This is a genomic window from Rhodoblastus sphagnicola (assembly GCF_002937075.1).
In the GTDB taxonomy this organism is placed as follows: Bacteria; Pseudomonadota; Alphaproteobacteria; order Rhizobiales; family Beijerinckiaceae; genus Rhodoblastus; species Rhodoblastus sphagnicola.
On record NZ_NHSJ01000022.1, the window covers coordinates 1 to 16334 of the forward strand.

Sequence of the window (16334 nt, forward strand, 5' to 3'; positions counted from 1 at the left end):
GTCCTGAGGCGCGCCGAGGCGCCGGCCGCGCTCACGCCGCGCCTCAGGACGCCTCTGGCGCCCAAGCTGGTGGCCCCCGCCGTCAAGCCGGCGAAAGGCGCCGAGAAGCAGCGCGGTCGCCTGACCGTCACCAGCGCCACCGCGAGCGACGACGGCGACGAGCGGACACGTTCGGTCGCGGCCTTCCGCCGCCGCACCCAGCGCATGAAGGGCGTGGTCGAGCAGAAGGAGCGCCTGTCGCGCGAAGTGGTTCTGCCCGAGACCATCACCATCCAGGAACTCGCCAACCGCATGTCGGAACGCGGCGTGGACGTGATCAAGCTGCTGATGCGCCAGGGCCAGATGCACAAGATCACCGATGTGATCGACGCCGACACGGCCGAACTGATCGCCACCGAAATGGGCCATACGGTCAAGCGCGTGGCGGAATCCGACGTTGAGGAAGGTCTGTTCGACGCGCCCGACGCCGACGACGCCTTGCAGACGCGCCCGCCGGTCGTGACCATCATGGGCCACGTCGACCACGGCAAGACCTCGCTGCTCGACGCCATCCGCCGCGCCAATGTGGTCTCGGGCGAAGCCGGCGGCATCACCCAGCACATCGGCGCCTATCAGGTGACCTCGCCGCTCGGCGGTCTCGTCACCTTCATCGACACGCCGGGACATGCCGCCTTCACCGCCATGCGCGCCCGCGGCGCCAAGGTCACCGACATTGTCGTGCTGGTGGTGGCGGCCGACGACGGCGTCATGCCGCAGACGGTCGAGGCCATCAGCCACGCCAAGGCGGCGGGCGTGCCGATGATCGTCGCCATCAACAAGATCGACAAGCCCGACGCCAAGCCGGAGCGCGTGCGCACCGAACTGCTGCAATATGAAGTGCAGGTCGAAAGCCTGGGCGGCGACACGCTCGAGGTCGAGGTCTCGGCCAAGCAGAAGCTCAATCTCGACAAGCTGCTCGAAATGATCACGCTCCAGGCCGAGGTGCTCGATCTCAAGGCCAATCCCGAGCGGCCGGCCGAAGGCACGGTCATCGAGGCGCGGCTCGATCGCGGCCGCGGCCCGGTCGCGACGGTTCTCGTGCAACGAGGAACGCTCGCCGTCGGCAACATCATCGTGGCCGGCTCGCAATGGGGCCGCGTTCGCGCGCTGATCGACGACCAGGGCGCGAACTGCGTCCACGCCGGCCCGTCGTTCCCGGCGGAGGTGCTCGGCTTCAGCGGCGCGCCGGAAGCCGGCGACCGCGTCGCCGTGGTCGAATCCGAAGCCCGCGCCCGCGAAATCACCGAATATCGCGACCGCCAGAAGCGCGAGCAGGCGGCGGTGCGCGGCACCGGCGCCCGCTCCTCGCTGGTCGATATGATGAGCCAGCTCAAGGCCACCGCCGGACTGAAGGAAGTCCCGCTGGTCATCAAGGGCGACGTGCAGGGATCGGTGGAAGCCATCTGCGCGGCGCTGGAGAACCTCGGCACCGAGGAAGTCGCGGCCCGCGTGCTGCACGCCGGCGTTGGCGGCATCACCGAATCCGACATCACGCTGGCGGAGGCCTCCAACGCCGTCGTCATCGGCTTCAACGTCCGCGCCCACAAGGAAGCGCGCGAGGCGTCCGAGCGGCTGGGCATCGAAATCCGCTACTACAACATCATCTACAACCTGGTGGATGACATCAAGGCGGCCATGTCCGGCCTGCTGGCGCCGACCTTGCGCGAAACCATGCTCGGCAATGCCGAAATCCTGGAAGTGTTCAACATTTCCAAGGTCGGCAAGGTCGCGGGCTGCCGCGTCACCGACGGCACCATGGAGCGTGGCCAGCATGTCCGCCTGATCCGCGACAATGTCGTGGTGCACGAAGGCAAGCTCTCGACCCTCAAGCGCTTCAAGGACGAAGTGTCCGTGGTGCAGCCGGGTCAGGAATGCGGCATGGCCTTCGAGAACTACCAGGACATGCGCGCCGGCGATGTGATCGAGTGCTACCGCGTCGAAGAGATCAAGCGGAGTCTGTGAGCGACCCGCCGCCCCCTTGGGGGCGGCGCCCCTCGCGTAAGCCGGTTGGGCGTTAAATGGACGCCCGCGCGGGCGGGCGACGCCCGTCGCGCCGGATACGCCGTCGCGTCGAGGTCTTCCTTGACGCTTGATCTTTCGCCGCCCTGATGCGCGGCGCTTGCAAGAGGCATTCATGTCCAGGGTTCATCAAAAGGGCGGCGAACCGAGCCAGCGCATGCTGCGCGTCGCCGAACTGATCCGTCACGCGGTGGCGCAACTGCTGTCTCGCGGAGAAATCACCGATCCCGAACTCGAGGGCGTCGTCGTGACCGTGCCCACGGTCAAGATGAGCCCCGATCTGAAGCTGGCGACCATCTACGTCATGCCGATGGGCGGCGAGGCGCGTGAAAAGATCGTGGCCGCGCTCGACCGCCACAAGAAATTCTTGCGCGGCGAGGTCGCGCATCAGGTCAATCTCAAATTCGCGCCGGACATCAGGTTCCGCATCGACGAGAGTTTCGACAATGCCGCGCGCATCGACGCCCTGCTGAATACGCCCGAAGTTGCGCGAGACTTGGGGAGAGACTTGGGGAGAGACTTGGCGCAGGATCCGGAGGCTCACGCCCCCGAAGAGGGCGAGGAATGAGCGCGCCCCGCTCGCAGCGCGTCGAAGTCAACGGCTGGGTCATTCTCGACAAGCCGGTCGGCCTCACCTCGACCCAGGCGGTCTCCAAGCTGAAACGGCTGTTCAACGCCAAGAAGGCGGGCCATGCGGGAACGCTCGATCCGCTCGCTTCCGGCGTCCTGCCGGTCGCTTTCGGCGAGGCCACGAAAACCGTGCCTTTCGTGCAGGACGGCGAGAAAGCCTATCGCTTCACCGTGCGCTGGGGCATCGAGACCGATACCGACGATACCGAGGGCCAGCCGACGCAAACCAGCGACATTCGGCCGGACAGAGCCGAGATCGAAGCCCTGCTGCCGCACTTCACCGGCGAGATCATGCAGGCGCCCCCGGCCTATTCCGCGATCAAGATCAACGGCGAGCGCGCCTATGACCTCGCCCGCGACGGCGAAAAGGTCGAGATCGCGCCGCGCCCGGTGACGATCCACAGCCTGCGGCTGGTCGATGGCGACCGCGATCACGCCGTGCTCGAAGCCGAATGCGGCAAGGGCACCTATGTGCGGGCCATCGCGCGCGATCTCGGGCGGATGCTGGGCTGCCACGGCCATGTGGTGGCGCTGCGGCGCACCCGCGTCGGCCCGTTCTTCGAAACCGAGTCCGCCTCGCTCGCCGAATTGCTGGAAACCCCGGAAACCGCGCATGACGACATGCTCTCGGTCGAAGCCGGCCTGACCGAACTGCCCTGCATCGTGCTCGACCGCAATGGCGCGGCGCGGCTGCGGCGGGGCCAGTCGGTGATTTTGCGCGGACGCGATGCGCCCGCCGAAGGTCCGGCCTATGCCGTCTGCGGCGGCGTGCCGATCGCGTCCGGTTCGGTTGAGGGCGGCGAGTTCCTGCCGAACCGGGTTTTCAATCTGCCGTTTTGATCATTTTTCATAGGTGATCTTGTATATCGCGCCATTCTGGTCGTCGGACACCAGCAGGCCGTCGGGCGTCTCCGCGACATCGACGGGACGGCCGAGGTACGGCAGGCTGCCGGTGTTCCAGCCCTCCGCGAAGGGTATTGACGCGCCCGCCTTGCCGTTGGCGACCGGGGTGAACATCACGCGCGCGCCGATGGGAATGCTGCGATCCCATGAACCGTGCTGAGCGGAGAAGATGCCGCGCCATTGCGCCGGGAATCTGTCGCCCCGGTAAAAAATCATGCCGAGATCTGCGGCATGGGCCGCTTCCTCCACTTCCGGGAACACCACGTCCGGCGGCGTTTCATACGCCCATTTATGCGTGCGGACGTGACCGCCGCCATACCAGGGAAAGCCGAAATTCAAACCCGGTTTCGGCGCGCGGTTGATTTCGCCGGGGGGAATGTCGTCGCCCATGCGGTCCACTTGGTTGTCGGTAAACCAGAGCACGCCGTCGGCCGGGTCGAAATCGAGCCCGACGCTGTTACGAATGCCACGGGCGAAAATCTCGCGGCCGGAGCCATCGGCGTTCATGCGCCAGATCGCGCCCAGGCCCCATGTCTCGTTGAGCTGCTCGCGCGCCGACGAGGGCACGTTGGTGGGCTGGCCGATGGCGACATAAAGCTTGCCGTCCGGGCCAAACCGACAGACGCGGGCGGCGTGGACCATGCTGGTTTCGCTTGCCGGCTGCACCCCGCCTTCGGGAACCACGTCTTGCGGATGGTCTTCGTCCCAGCCGCCCGGTTTGGCCGGGAAGCGGCGGATGCGGTTGAATTCGGACAGGTAGAGCGCGCCGTCCGGGCCGAAACAGGGGCCGTTCGGCGCCTTGAACGGCAGCTTGGGCGCGAAGCGCCGCGCCGCGCCGGCGTCCGGACCGGCCAGCGCGATGCGCCAGACGTCTTCATCCAGCGTGCCGACAATGACGTCCCGGCCATCCGGCGACACCGCCATGGCGCGGGCGCCGGGAGCGCGCGCGAACAGTTTTATGTGAAAACCCTGAGGCAGGGCGATCCGGTCGAGCATCGCCCCGATGTCGTCGGCCATCGCCGGCCCCGTCGCCAGGGCGAGGACAAGACCAAACGCCATTGCGAATCGCGTCATCGGGTTTCGCCTCGGCCAAGCATGCGTTGGAGTCCCCGACGCCTCGCCGTCGGGCCCTTGTTGTTTCAGCATGGTTTTATTGGAAAACCAGCGGCTTGTTTTAGGTATCGTGCTGGCGTTTACCATAGTTGCGAAAACGCGCGCCCCTCCGGTTCGACACGGTCCACCACCGCAAGACATTTTTCCTTACCCACGGCAATTTGCTGCTAAGATAACGCGAAAAGGCGAATGATGCACTGATCGACTGTTTCACACTTCACGGATCATAGACATGCAGTTCTCGGCAACCGATTCGATCGTCGGGCGGCGCTTGCGGATATTTCGCGTCTCGAAAGGCTATGATCTCGAGAGAATGGGCGCGGCGCTGAACGTGGATGCGGAGACAGTCGAGCGTTACGAAAACGGCGCCGAACGCATTCCGCCGCGCGCCTTGCGCGTCGCGGCGGAAGTGCTGAAAATCTCCCTGCACGCCTTTTTCGACCCGAACCACGCCAAGGTGGTGCATGAATCGGAGCCGGACCAACCGGATCCGCCGGCGGAGTCCGCGGGCGATATTTTCGAGGTCATCGAGCTTTTGGAACATTTCTCCAAGATCAAGGACCGGGTTCTGCGCGCCGAGATTCTCAAATTCGTGGCGTTCCTGTCCAGTTCGGCATAGGCGCGACGCCCGAGGCGAGGCTCATTGCCCGCCCTTGTCATGGCTTTGAGTTTAGAAAAATTTACGACGATCGGAGACGGTTGGTGGAGCTGAGGGGAATCGAACCCCTGACCTCTGCAGTGCGATTGCAGCGCTTGGCGCTTTATCCGACTTGCTAGAGTTTGCAAAAACCGTAGAATTGTTGGGGAAATCGTCAATTTGCTGTTGTTCCGATTTGATCGGTTTTTGCCCGTTTTGCGAAAATCTGGTAGCTATTTGGTTGCTAGCTACCAAGGAATTTTCGCCGATGCTGACGCTAAAGAACATTGCCGCGCTTGATCTGGAGTCGGTCGAATGGGACGCGGGGCGCGGATCGGTCTCCGGCTTCGGCGCCCGCCGCCAGAAGGGCGCAAGCGTCACTTATGTCTTGAAGTACAGGACGGCGGAAGGGCGTCAGCGCTGGCATACAATCGGCAAACATGGCGCGCCCTGGACGCCGGACACCGCGCGCGAAGAGGCGAAAAAAATTCTCGGCTTGGTTGCTAGAGGCGACGATCCGGCGGCGAAGAAAATCGCGACGCGCCGAGCCGAGACGGTCGCCGAGCTATGCGATGCCTATATTTCCGCTGCAGAGGAAGGGCGACTGCTGACGAAACGCAGGGCGCCGAAGAAGGCGAGCACGCTTGCTACCGACAAGGGGCGCGTTGAACGCCATATCAAACCGCTTCTTGGAAATCTGAAGGTCGCCGCCGTCAAGCGTCGTGATGTCGAGAACTTCCGCGACGATGTAGCGAACGGCAAGACCGCCGTCAGAATCAAGACGGGCAAGCATGGTCTAGCGCGCGTCACTGGCGGGCGCGGAACGTCAACGCGGACAATGGCGCTGCTGGGCGTCATTTTCTCCTATGCGGAGCACCAGGGCCTGCGCGCGGACAATCCCGTTCATGGGATTGAAACCCATGCCTATGCGGAACGGCTGCGCCGATTTTCCGATGATGAGTTTGCCGCGATAGGGAAGGCGCTGGAGGCTCTTCCGACTGCTTGGCCTATGGCACTCGCCGGGACTCGTTTCCTCGCCCTCACGGGCTGGCGGCGCGGCGAGATGCTGGCGCTGCGATGGGAAGACCTCGACATTCCGAACCGCACCGTATTCTTGCCCGACACGAAGACGGGGCGATCAATGCGGCCCTTGTCCGCGCCGGCTTGCGACCTGTTGCAAAAGCTGGATCGGCTCGGCCCGCTGGTCTTTCCCGCCTCTACCGACGCCAAGCGAAAAAAGGATGACGGCAATACACCTCCGGCATTCGACAAGCCGATGGCGGGGTTTCAGAATGTTTGGCGTCGTGTGGCCACAAAGGCGGAACTGCCCGCCGATTGCTCGCCGCACGTGTTCCGGCATTCGTTCGCCAGCGTCGCCGCCGACCTCGGATATTCCGAACTGACCATCGCCGCGCTGATCGGGCATAAGAAGGCGTCGATTACGTCGAAATACACGCACCACGCCGACGCTGTGTTGCTCGCGGCGGCGGATGCTGTCGCTTCGGCGATTTCCAATAAGTTGCAGGGAGGTTGATCATGGCCAGACCGAAAAAACTTATAAACGGATCAATGATCCCCGGATCAGAGTCGGTTTTTGTCAACTTTTCCGTTCAGCAGTGGGCGTCTCTTGAAAGGGCCATCGGGTTTAGAATCCAAGACGTCATCCGGAGCGAGGTTTCATTAGCGTGTGACGATTATCGCCGAAACGCTGACCTCGAAGCGGCGGCGGGTTTAGCCAGCGACGCAAAAGCATGGCTGGACAATGCCGCAAGTACGGCGGCGGAGATGGTGAAACTGTTTTCATCGGTTCCTGACCGAAGGAAGCAGCATGCGATTGTCGCGGGACGCGCCCACGTGTTCGCCAAATTGAACACCATCTTGAAAGCCGCTGGTCAGGCCAATGATCTGCCCTTGGATATGGTCATCACGATGTTGCCGATGGCGATTGATGCGGTGAAGCGAGAACGCGAAAGGATGAACGCGCGGCTCTGGCGCGATGGCGCAGCTTGGGAAGAGTGGAGTTGCACGCTTCAGGCGATCATGAGAACAAACGGACTTCCCGACAGCACCAGAAACGACAATTTCCGAGGCCCGGGATTTGTACGTTTCATGTCTGCACTTCAATGTACCCTGCCAGAAAGCTACCGCCGGCACATGCCAAAGGAACCGGATGGCTCCCTTGATGGATTAGCCAAGGCGCTTTCTCGGGCGGCGGAAAGAACAGCGAATCCCGCCGCTTGATTTTTTCGGGACAGTTTGCGTGAAATTTTCCGCATAACTGCCCCGGCACGAGCGACACCTACATGTTTTCTTCAGCCATCAAACGCGAGGCATTCGCGGAAAGGTGGCGCAAATGGCGAATGTGGAGAGTTGGCTCGACGATGACTTGAACACCCGTCAGGTGACGGCTGAGCGGTTGACACAGAAGGGTTTCAAGATTTCCGCGCAGACCCTGGCGACGATGGCGACGCGGGGCGGCGGTCCTGAGTTCCAGAAGTTTGGTCCGCGTGCGCTCTACCGCTGGGGTGACGCATTGGCATGGGCGCAAGGCCGCCTGAGCCGTCCCGTTCGCTCAACCTCCGAACTGGGGGCGGCGGCGTAGATATGGAAAGGAAAAACCCGGTAGCGCTGCGAAAGCACAACCGGGCGGCAAAAGTCAGAATTAAGCAATCCGACATTACCGCCCAAAATTTCGCCGCGCAACAGCTTTCGAAAAAATTTGGCCTGTCTCCGACGCTCGCGGCTGTGGTCGCGGCGCTCGCCGGCTTGGGGCCTCGCGAGGTGCGCGCAAATGAAACTCACTAAAGAAAAATCCTTCCGCGAAGTGTGGTCGCTTGAAACCTATATCGGCGACCACGGCGCGGTCATCTGCCTGTTGACCTGCAAGAAGCGTAATTCGGACGGCGTCTTCGTCCCGATGAAACACCGGGGCGGATTTAACGGCGTCGCCTTCAACGAGCGGCACGTCGGCGGCTTGATCGATCTGCTCGCCGAATACGCCAAGCAGAACGGGGGCGCCAATGCGTAACCTCGATCATGGTGTCATCATCTCAATCGACATCGGGACGAAGGGCGCGGTTGTAGCCATCAAACGCCCCGACATCATTCTGAACATTTACGACATGCCCACGACTCCGGACGGCGCCAAAGGACGCGCTGCCGTCAACGGGCCTCTGCTCGCCGACATCATCTATCAGACCCACGCCAGCCGCGCGTTTGTCGAATTTGTTGGACCCCGTCCGACCGATGGAACGACCGGGGCTTTTGGATTTGGCCGGAGCCGGGGCTTAGTGGAAGGGGTTCTTGCCGCCGCCGGCATTCCTCTTGTTTGGATCACGCCGCCAACATGGAAGCGCTGTTTCAACATTCCGCCGGGCCGCGAGAATAAAGATGTCGCCCGCGCCCGCGCCATCGCCCATTGGCCCGGTCAGGCCAGCTTGTTCTCCCGCAAATGCGACATCGATAGAGCCGAAGCGGCGCTGATCGGGCTTTGCGGCATCAAAAGGGAGGGCTGACGATGGGCAACATCATCGACCTGACCCCGCTCTTGGCGATCCGTCCTCAAGTCGAGGAAATGACGATCATCGTGACGGCCGACACCGTTTACGACGCTTTCGGCGAGTATGCCGAAGCACCGAACGACGAATCCTTTCTCGACGTGCTGGCGGAAATAGTCGCGGACCTACAGTGTGACATGGCGTCACCCGAGGAACTGAACGAGCGTTATTGGTGGGCCGTCGCCCGCCGGTACGCCATCAACAACGGCATCGAACTTATTGACCAGAAGTTTTGCCGAGACTTCAACCCGTTCCGGAACCACACGCCAGCCCTGCAATGGGCGCGGAAGTTTCTCGATACCTTGCCGAGCCGGTACAGCGACTTTCTGAAGGGGGACGCCAATGCGTGACACCCCCGAAGCGAGAGCGGCGCGCCAAGCGACCTACGAGGCGCTCGACTTCCTTCATCGGTACGCGGAATCCGCCATGATCCATCTTGAGGTGGCAGATGACGCCGGTGTGGTGTGGGACATGATGAAGGTGCGCGAATTCGGCCGTAAGGCCTTCGCCGCGTTCGGCCCCATCAACGCCGCCATCGTCGAACAGGGCCGCCCCGCCCGATTGGAGGCGGCCGAATGACCTTGGCCGCTCTTCCTGACACCCCCCGCTCGATCAAGCCGAAGCCGTCGCCCAAACCCGGCGCCACCACGGCGCTGAAGCAGGATAAGGTAGCGACCGTTCGCGGCGTCAAGAAACATGTCGCGACCTTTGAAGACCTGAACGCGCGTTTCGCTCTGCTTGATCAAGACGGCTCGCCGAGTGTTTACGTCAGCCGGCGCGACTTCCTGCCGATTCAGGACGCGGACTTGCGCCGCCGCCTCGCGGGTGAGGTTGTCGCCACTGGACAGAAAGACGGCAAGCCGACCTATACGGACGCCTTCACCTTCTGGACCGGTCACGCCGCGCGCCACGTTTACCGGCGCGTCGCATTCACCAGCAAACCCGTCACCGACGACACGCTGAACCTGTTTCGCGGCTTAGGCGTAAAACCCCGGCCGGGCAAATGCGAGCGAATCATCAACCACGTGCAAGAGGTGATTTGCAGCGGCGACGTCAACGCGGGCGACGCCATGTTGAAGCTGCTCGCATGGCAGATTCAGAATATCGGCAAGCCGTCGCGCGTCGTCGTCGTCCTCAAGAGCAAAAAGCAACAAGCCGGAAAAGGAATCCTGCTCGGCGAACTGATGGCGAAAATCTACGGGCCAAGCGGATTCACCGCTGCTGCGACCGATCAAATCCTTGGCCGGTTCAATTCCGCCATTCGCGGGCGCGCCTTCATCTTCCTCGACGAGGTGCTGTTCGCGGGAGACAGGAAGTCGGCGGACGGCATCAAGTCGTTATCGACGGCGACGGTGATAGGCATTGAGGAAAAAGGCTTGCCGATCGTGCAATGCCCCATTGCCGTCAATCTCTGGCTGGCGTCCAATCACGAGAACGCCGCCCACATCGAAGAAGACGACGCCCGTTATTGGGCATTGGACGTGAGCCCGCACCGCGTCGGCGACACTGCCTATTTCTCGGAGCTCACGCAGGAAATCGAGAACGGCGGGCGGGAAGCCTTCGCCCACCATCTCCTCAACATGGACGTATCGGACTTCGTGCCGGCGCGGGACGTGCCGAAAGACAACGAGACGAAAGCGAACATGGTGCGGGCGTCAGTCAACCCGTTTGACGCCCGCAAATGGCTTGAGGATTGCTGCAACGCTAACCGCGTGATCGGCGCGAAAAACCCGGATGCGGGCGAATGGACGGAATGGGTGGAGGGCGAAAGACATTCTTTCGGCGCGCTCATGGCCGCTTATTCCGAATGGCAGAAAACCGTCAAATCGCCAGTAGCGCCGCTTCCTACACCTTCTGGAAATCTGGGCGAAGTTCTTGGTAAGGCAGGACTCACGGAAGCGCCGCGCACCAAATTTGGGCGCGGGCGCATATTGCCAAACGCCGACACGTGCAAGGCGAACATCTGGCGGCGCGATGACAATTAATCTAGCAACCGGAGGCGACGGGGTTGCGTGGGTGTCACCCTGTGCCACCCCAATGACACCGGGGTGTCAATCTTATTGCATTGTTTTAACAGGGCTTATCTGACCGATGACAGGGTGTCACCCTTTTTGCGAATTGTCACGCCCCCCAAGCGTGTCACCATTGCAATATTCCATTTATCCCCTGTCACCCTGTCACCAAAGAAGAAAATATATATAAAATAAATAGTTGGAGGTGACACCCCCGGTGTCAACAGGGTGTCATAGGGTGTCATCACGTGGCGGCGAGGGACAAAAAGAATCAGGGCTGAAAAAGCCGGCGAAAAAAACAAACCGAAACAGCGGCTTATCCTTACCCCTAAAATTTTCATGAACATTGTTTAAGTAAGCCACATCAACAGCTTAACGATTTTGCTGGATTGCAAGCGAGATGTTTGCAGGCTTTCAAGCGGGCTGGATCACATGCTCTCACGGAAAGCCAAGAGCCTTGCGACGCCACGGATTGCGGCGGTTTCCCTCGACACCATGTTCACTTTGGGTACACCCTCGGGCGACGTACACAAATGCGCGAAAATGCGTTCATTTAGGGTTGATTTTGATATTAGTGAACGATATAAATGAAGGGTCAAAAGCCTAAGTGAACAGGTGACGCCATGACAAACCTGATCGGATACGCCCGCGTTTCGACTGGCGATCAGTCCACCGATACGCAGGTTGAGAAATTGAAGGCGGCGGGCTGTGTCGTCATTCGGCAAGAGAAGGCCTCCGGCAAGAGCCGAGACGGTCGCGATGAATTGGCAACCGTGCTTGAGTTCGTCCGTCCTGGCGACGTGCTGTGTGTCGTGAAATTAGACCGGCTTGGCCGTTCAACGCGCGACGTGCTGAACCTCGTCTTTGAACTTGAACAGAAGGGCGCTTCTCTTCGCGTCCTGGAGCCTGCGATCGATACAGCCGGCCCAATGGGCAAGATGGTCCTGACCGTCCTGGGCATGGTCGCCGAGATGGAGCTTGGCTTCATCAAGGAACGCCAGCGGACAGGCATTGAGGCGGCGAAGGCCAAGGGCATCTATAAGGGCCGCCCGCCGACGCTGGATCACGCCAAGGTGCGCCAGTTACATGCGGAGGGTGTCGGCGCTACAGACATAGCCCGGCAAATGGATTGCAGCCGGGGCGCCGTGTACAAAGTCATCAACGCACAGGCATGAAACCAAGCCCCGCCCTCTCGGCGGGGTTTTTCGTCATATCAGGCCAGAAGTGGCAAGCGGTCTATATTGCTCTGTCAAATGCAGCGCTAAAACAAAGCGGATAGTCGTTGCTTTCTGTACAAAAGCAGGATATTATAACCGCAATGGCTTAGGCCATTTCATGCCATAGGGTCTTCGGACCGCGCGGGCTTCAACCTTTAGGTGAAGTCGTGCGCAAAAAACCGCAGCAAACCCATTCAACGAAATCGACGAAGCGAGTCCCTGGACCTTTCAGTAAGGACCGGATCATTGTTGATATGGACAAGCGCACCCGCACGGGGCGCGTCTACCGCACGATCAAAACCGACCTCATCGCCCACTGTGGCGGTTCGCCATCCGTCGCCAAGCGCGTCCTCATAGAGAACGTGTCGCTGCTCGAAACCCGCGTGCATCTCGTCAGCGAGCGCATTCTGTCCGGTGAGGACTTGGCCGCCGGCGAGGGCGAAAAGCTCATCTCATGGATGAACGCCATTCTCAGCCATTTGCGGGCGCTTGGCCTGGAGCCGACGCTTAAAGACATCACCACGCCGAACCTTGCCGACATCATCGCCGCTTCAGCGCGAAAGGATGCGGCGGAATGAAAACCCTCATGCCCATGCGCGAAGCGTTGGACCATCCCGACATTTTCGGGACGATCTTGCCCGGCGAGTCGTGGGTGTCCTGGCGCGTTCTCCTGATCGCAGGCATGGGCGAAGAGTTAACCGAAGCCGAGCGCGAGATATTCCGCGAATTGACGGGCCGCGACTATGTGCCGGGAATCCGCTGTGAAGAGTTTTGGGCTATCGTGGGCAGGCGTGGCGGCAAGACCCGCGCGATTGCCGTCCTTGCGGCTTATATCGCCTCTCTGGTCGATTTCTCCGACATCCTCGCGCCGGGCGAGCGCGCTTCCCTTCCGATCATAAGCGCGTCGCTCTATCAGGCACAAAAGTGTTTCCAGTATCTGGACGGCATTTACGCCAACGTCGCCGCACTGAAAAAGCTGGTGACGAACCAGACCACCGATACGATACAACTCTCGACGCGGATTGATATTGAATGCCGGCCGGCGAGCTTCCGCACCATTCGCGGCGGGACCGCTGTCGCTATCATTTGCGACGAAATCGCCTTCTGGCGTTCGGACAATTCGGCCAATCCCGACGCGGAAATTTTGAACGCCGCGCGCCCGATGCTGGCGACAACCGGCGGCCTCCTGGCGGCGATCACGTCGCCATACGCAAAGTCTGGCGAGGTCTGGCAGACCTTCAAGCGTGATTATGGCGCGACGGGCGACCCTCTCGTCTTGGTTGCCAAGGCGGCGTCGCGGACGATGAACCCCGAACTCAAGCAGTCGGTGGTTGACCGCGCTTATGAACGGGATGCGGCGAGCGCATCCGCAGAGTATGGCGCGGAATTCCGGCAGGACGTCGAGACGTTCATCAACCCTGACGTGGTTGACGCGGCGGTTGTGCCTGGACGGTTTGAACTTCCGCCCGTCGTCAACGAAGGCAACGCCATCCCCGTTCAATATGTCGCCTTTGTCGATCCGGCCGGCGGCTCTGGCGCCGACGCCATGACGTTGGCGATTGCGCACTGTGAACAGGACGTTGGCGTCCTCGATTTGGTCCGCGAAGTGAAGCCGCCTTTTTCGCCGGAAAGCGCCGTCGCCGACTTTGCCGCCGTCCTTGCATCCTATGGCCTGTCCAAAGTCACGGGCGACCGATGGGGCGGGGAATTTGTCCGGGAGCAATTCCAGAACAAGGGCATTACCTACGAAATCAGTGAGCGCGTCAGGTCCGATATTTACAAGGAGCTGTTGCCGCTGATGAACAGCCGGCGCGTCGAATTGCTCGATAACCGCCGCCTCACGACGCAGCTTTGCAACCTCGAACGCCGCACGGCGCGAGGTGGCCGCGACAGCATCGACCACGCCCCCGGCGCGCATGACGACCTTATCAATTCGGCGGCTGGCGCCATCGTCCTGGCGGCGGTGAACCCCACCGGATTCAATTTAGACAGATGGATGCGGGCCTACGCATGAAGGAGCACACGAATGGTTTACACGACTGACGCCCCGCTGAGACTGGCAAAGAAGCCGAGATATTTGCTTCCGGCGAAAGACATGGAGATGCTTCGCCGCATCGCCTCGGGTCGCAAGGTTTCCGACGCCTCGCACGAACCTCAGCGTGTGGTGGACCCGCGTCATGATGCGGTTGTCATCGGCTCGTCTGCCGCCGCCTATCTGCCGATTACATTGTCTCCCGAACAGATGGACGCGCAGGAAAGGCATGAAGCCGCTTGCGCCGCCGCGCGTGAGGGCCGCCAGAAGGAAATCGCGCGCAACACCGCTATCGGCGACAGCATCACGGCCGCCGCCAAGAAGCTTTGGAGGCGCGCATGAGCGCCGCCCGCGAAAAGCTCGCCACCGCGATTTCGAACTATCACGACGCCGTCGCGGCGGCCGACAAGGCGAAAGAGACGCTGGAGAAGGCTACCGCCTTCGTTGCCGATCTTGAGCGCCAGGTGGGAAACTTCAAGGCGCTCGACAAGGAAATTGCAGCATCGCGGGCCGCGAGCATCGAGCGCGCATTGACTGCAGGCGAGACGCCGAGCCTTGAAGCCTCGCCGGAATTGTCGGCTGAACTCGTCAAGAAACATGACGCCGAAAACAGGCTTTCAAGCGCCCGCCAAGCGGTCGGCGTCCTTGAAGAGAAGTTCACTGCGGCTGATGCGGCGGCAAAGCGGGCCGACCTTCAAAAAGAACGGTCTGCGGCTGAAGTCCTCGCGTCGGAAGCGGAAACGCTGGCGGCGTCGTTCTCCAAGGATTTTGAGGATCTCCGGCGGCGCTATTTCATCCTTCAGACGATGACGGCGCAGCGTATTCGCATCGATCCGCAGACGCTCCCGGCGGACATGCCCAGCTATCTGATCAGGCCGGACGCACACATTGATTTTGCGCCTGATGTCTCGAAGGTTGTCGGTCTCGCGTCCGCTCTTGGCGCCTACGACAGCAATTCTCCTGAGCAGATAGTCCGTGATGGCAGCGCCCGCGCTGCTGAAGAATTCTTCGCGGCGCTCAAGGGCAACGCCTCGGCCACGATTGAGGATTACCTGCTTTGACAGATACCGCTGCGTTTTCGTTCGTTTGCGCAGCGGCGCGATTAGACGGTGAGTGCGCGGCCAAAAAACCCCGTCAGTTTGCGGATGCCAGTCTTCGGCTTCGCGGCAAGCACTCCGCCCCGGTCGTCTTGCTTCAGCGACTGGGGCGGGTCATTTTCCCGGAGATTTCTGATGATTGATCCAATTCATACGGCGACGATCAATGGTTGCCCGGTTCGGTTTTTTGCCAGCGCAATTCCGCAAGATTTGCCCTGGGTCGCGTGGCCTGATGTCCTGGCGGCGGTTGGCTATGGCTGGATCAAACGGACGTCGGTAACGCGGAAGCTTCGTGCGGCGCACGCGGGCGAGATCGTCGAATCTCCTACAGCCAAGGGGCGCGCCGTAATCGTCCCGAACTTCATGGCCGAAGCCATCCTATGGATCGAGACGCGACACAAGCATATCGCCCCCGGCGCTGATGCAGATTTTGTGACCGCGACGCAGCGCGCGCACGCCGCCGCAATTGCAAATCATCCCCTCGCGGCGACGCCGGCCGCCGGTTCGGCTTGAGGTAACGACAATGAGCGATACAGAAACGATCAAGAGCTTCATGGTGGCTCTGGGATTTCGCGTTGACGAAACCAGTGAAGCCAAATTCAAGACCGCCATCGACGGCGCGACCAAATTGGCGTTGTCCCTCGGCGGGGCGGTTGTCGCGGCGGCGACCGCCGTTGCTGTCGCGACCGCCAAGATGGCGTCTGACTTCGACAATCTCTATTTCGCCTCGCAGCGCACGGGCGCCAGCGTCGAGACGATCAAGGCGTTCGGTTACGCCGTCTCGCAGTTGGGCGGCACATCCGACGCGGCGGCCGGTTCATTGGAATCCTTCGCGCGGAAGATGCGCGAGATGCCGAACCTGCGCGAGCAGGTCAATCAGTTCACTGGCGCAAACATCGGCCGCGACGGCAAAGTTACCATCGCGACGCTGGAGAAAATCGGCGATTGGTTGTAAGCGGCACGAGCGCACCAGGGGCTGAAGCCCCGGTGGGGACCGGCTCACGTGTCGCGCTTGAACCTGATCGGCATCCAGAACTGCCTCAGCGCCTCGACGCTCTTCGGAATCTCGCTGGACGCG

At 61.4% G+C, this 16334-nt stretch carries 20 protein-coding genes; 19 read left to right on the plus strand and 1 reads right to left on the minus strand.

Features of this window, described 5'->3' with window-relative positions; all coding sequences use genetic code 11:
• The 3 genes from infB to truB all read left to right on the plus strand — a co-directional run.
• The coding region (gene infB, locus CCR94_RS01915) for a translation initiation factor IF-2 (RefSeq protein WP_104506197.1) at positions 1-2001 on the plus strand (2001 nt) is incomplete at its 5' end.
• A gap of 172 nt (positions 2002-2173) precedes the next feature.
• Entirely contained in the window at positions 2174-2626 is a 453-nt protein-coding gene (gene rbfA / locus CCR94_RS01920; protein ID WP_104506198.1) for a 30S ribosome-binding factor RbfA, read from the plus strand.
• Positions 2623-3528, plus strand: a complete 906-nt coding sequence (gene truB, locus CCR94_RS01925; protein ID WP_104506199.1) for a tRNA pseudouridine(55) synthase TruB — start codon at positions 2623-2625, stop codon at positions 3526-3528. The genes rbfA and truB overlap by 4 nt, the downstream gene beginning before the upstream one ends.
• On the opposite strand, the gene CCR94_RS01930 is transcribed toward truB, so the two are convergent.
• A complete protein-coding gene (locus tag CCR94_RS01930) occupies positions 3529-4665 on the minus strand; it encodes a PQQ-dependent sugar dehydrogenase (protein ID WP_104506200.1) in 1137 nt (378 codons plus the stop codon). It abuts the gene before it with no gap.
• Positions 4666-4936: 271 nt separating this feature from the next.
• Here CCR94_RS01930 and CCR94_RS01935 point away from each other — a divergent pair, with 271 nt between their 5' ends.
• From CCR94_RS01935 to CCR94_RS02015, 16 genes are all read left to right on the plus strand, one after another.
• Positions 4937-5323: a helix-turn-helix domain-containing protein gene (locus CCR94_RS01935; RefSeq protein WP_104506201.1), complete on the plus strand. Its 387-nt coding sequence runs from the start codon at positions 4937-4939 to the stop codon at positions 5321-5323.
• 286 nt (positions 5324-5609) lie between these two features.
• Positions 5610-6875 (plus strand): site-specific integrase, encoded by a 1266-nt coding sequence (locus CCR94_RS01940; RefSeq protein WP_104506202.1) that lies wholly within the window; start codon positions 5610-5612, stop codon positions 6873-6875.
• 2 nt (positions 6876-6877) lie between these two features.
• Positions 6878-7582, plus strand: a complete 705-nt coding sequence (locus CCR94_RS01945; protein ID WP_146089804.1) for a hypothetical protein — start codon at positions 6878-6880, stop codon at positions 7580-7582.
• Positions 7583-7694: 112 nt separating this feature from the next.
• A complete protein-coding gene (locus tag CCR94_RS01950) occupies positions 7695-7943 on the plus strand; it encodes a hypothetical protein (protein WP_104506204.1) in 249 nt (82 codons plus the stop codon).
• Between the two features lie 189 nt (positions 7944-8132).
• Positions 8133-8369 (plus strand): hypothetical protein, encoded by a 237-nt coding sequence (locus CCR94_RS01960; protein WP_146089805.1) that lies wholly within the window; start codon positions 8133-8135, stop codon positions 8367-8369.
• Complete coding sequence (locus tag CCR94_RS01965; protein WP_104506207.1) at positions 8362-8856, plus strand: RuvC family protein; 495 nt, start codon at positions 8362-8364, stop codon at positions 8854-8856. Before CCR94_RS01960 ends, CCR94_RS01965 begins: the two co-directional genes overlap by 8 nt.
• 2 nt (positions 8857-8858) lie before the next feature.
• On the plus strand, positions 8859-9248 hold the full coding sequence (locus tag CCR94_RS01970) for a hypothetical protein (RefSeq protein WP_104506208.1): 390 nt from the start codon (positions 8859-8861) through the stop codon (positions 9246-9248).
• Positions 9241-9477, plus strand: a complete 237-nt coding sequence (locus CCR94_RS01975) for a hypothetical protein (protein WP_104506209.1) — start codon at positions 9241-9243, stop codon at positions 9475-9477. Before CCR94_RS01970 ends, CCR94_RS01975 begins: the two co-directional genes overlap by 8 nt.
• A gap of 227 nt (positions 9478-9704) precedes the next feature.
• Complete coding sequence (locus CCR94_RS01980; protein WP_146089806.1) at positions 9705-10883, plus strand: primase-helicase family protein; 1179 nt, start codon at positions 9705-9707, stop codon at positions 10881-10883.
• A gap of 650 nt (positions 10884-11533) precedes the next feature.
• Positions 11534-12085, plus strand: coding sequence for a recombinase family protein (locus CCR94_RS01985; protein WP_104506211.1), 552 nt, complete (start codon positions 11534-11536; stop codon positions 12083-12085).
• Between the two features lie 296 nt (positions 12086-12381).
• The gene (locus tag CCR94_RS01990) at positions 12382-12705 is read left to right on the plus strand and encodes a hypothetical protein (RefSeq protein WP_104506212.1); all 324 of its coding nucleotides are present in this window, start codon (positions 12382-12384) and stop codon (positions 12703-12705) included.
• Entirely contained in the window at positions 12702-14141 is a 1440-nt protein-coding gene (locus tag CCR94_RS01995) for a hypothetical protein (protein WP_184421630.1), read from the plus strand. Before CCR94_RS01990 ends, CCR94_RS01995 begins: the two co-directional genes overlap by 4 nt.
• 81 nt (positions 14142-14222) lie before the next feature.
• Positions 14223-14501: a hypothetical protein gene (locus CCR94_RS02000; protein WP_146089807.1), complete on the plus strand. Its 279-nt coding sequence runs from the start codon at positions 14223-14225 to the stop codon at positions 14499-14501.
• Positions 14498-15220 (plus strand): hypothetical protein, encoded by a 723-nt coding sequence (locus CCR94_RS02005; protein ID WP_146089808.1) that lies wholly within the window; start codon positions 14498-14500, stop codon positions 15218-15220. The genes CCR94_RS02000 and CCR94_RS02005 overlap by 4 nt, the downstream gene beginning before the upstream one ends.
• 171 nt (positions 15221-15391) lie before the next feature.
• Positions 15392-15769 carry a hypothetical protein gene (locus tag CCR94_RS02010; protein WP_104506215.1) on the plus strand — a complete coding sequence of 126 codons (378 nt, stop codon included), beginning with the start codon at positions 15392-15394 and terminating at the stop codon, positions 15767-15769.
• Between the two features lie 10 nt (positions 15770-15779).
• A complete protein-coding gene (locus CCR94_RS02015) occupies positions 15780-16211 on the plus strand; it encodes a hypothetical protein (protein ID WP_104506216.1) in 432 nt (143 codons plus the stop codon).
• Positions 16212-16334: the final 123 nt, after the last annotated feature.

Bases quoted from the DNA above. Each gene is read 5' to 3' on its own strand.
- rbfA (WP_104506198.1), top strand. From the start codon at position 2,174: ATGTCCAGGGTTCATCAAAAGGGCGGCGAACCGAGCCAGCGCATGCTG.
- truB (WP_104506199.1), top strand. From the start codon at position 2,623: ATGAGCGCGCCCCGCTCGCAGCGCGTCGAAGTCAACGGCTGGGTCATT.
- CCR94_RS01930 (WP_104506200.1), bottom strand. From the start codon at position 4,665: ATGACGCGATTCGCAATGGCGTTTGGTCTTGTCCTCGCCCTGGCGACG.
- CCR94_RS01935 (WP_104506201.1), top strand. From the start codon at position 4,937: ATGCAGTTCTCGGCAACCGATTCGATCGTCGGGCGGCGCTTGCGGATA.
- CCR94_RS01940 (WP_104506202.1), top strand. From the start codon at position 5,610: ATGCTGACGCTAAAGAACATTGCCGCGCTTGATCTGGAGTCGGTCGAA.
- CCR94_RS01945 (WP_146089804.1), top strand. From the start codon at position 6,878: ATGGCCAGACCGAAAAAACTTATAAACGGATCAATGATCCCCGGATCA.
- CCR94_RS01950 (WP_104506204.1), top strand. From the start codon at position 7,695: ATGGCGAATGTGGAGAGTTGGCTCGACGATGACTTGAACACCCGTCAG.
- CCR94_RS01960 (WP_146089805.1), top strand. From the start codon at position 8,133: ATGAAACTCACTAAAGAAAAATCCTTCCGCGAAGTGTGGTCGCTTGAA.
- CCR94_RS01965 (WP_104506207.1), top strand. From the start codon at position 8,362: ATGCGTAACCTCGATCATGGTGTCATCATCTCAATCGACATCGGGACG.
- CCR94_RS01970 (WP_104506208.1), top strand. From the start codon at position 8,859: ATGGGCAACATCATCGACCTGACCCCGCTCTTGGCGATCCGTCCTCAA.
- CCR94_RS01975 (WP_104506209.1), top strand. From the start codon at position 9,241: ATGCGTGACACCCCCGAAGCGAGAGCGGCGCGCCAAGCGACCTACGAG.
- CCR94_RS01985 (WP_104506211.1), top strand. From the start codon at position 11,534: ATGACAAACCTGATCGGATACGCCCGCGTTTCGACTGGCGATCAGTCC.
- CCR94_RS01990 (WP_104506212.1), top strand. From the start codon at position 12,382: ATGGACAAGCGCACCCGCACGGGGCGCGTCTACCGCACGATCAAAACC.
- CCR94_RS01995 (WP_184421630.1), top strand. From the start codon at position 12,702: ATGAAAACCCTCATGCCCATGCGCGAAGCGTTGGACCATCCCGACATT.
- CCR94_RS02000 (WP_146089807.1), top strand. From the start codon at position 14,223: ATGGAGATGCTTCGCCGCATCGCCTCGGGTCGCAAGGTTTCCGACGCC.
- CCR94_RS02005 (WP_146089808.1), top strand. From the start codon at position 14,498: ATGAGCGCCGCCCGCGAAAAGCTCGCCACCGCGATTTCGAACTATCAC.
- CCR94_RS02010 (WP_104506215.1), top strand. From the start codon at position 15,392: ATGATTGATCCAATTCATACGGCGACGATCAATGGTTGCCCGGTTCGG.
- CCR94_RS02015 (WP_104506216.1), top strand. From the start codon at position 15,780: ATGAGCGATACAGAAACGATCAAGAGCTTCATGGTGGCTCTGGGATTT.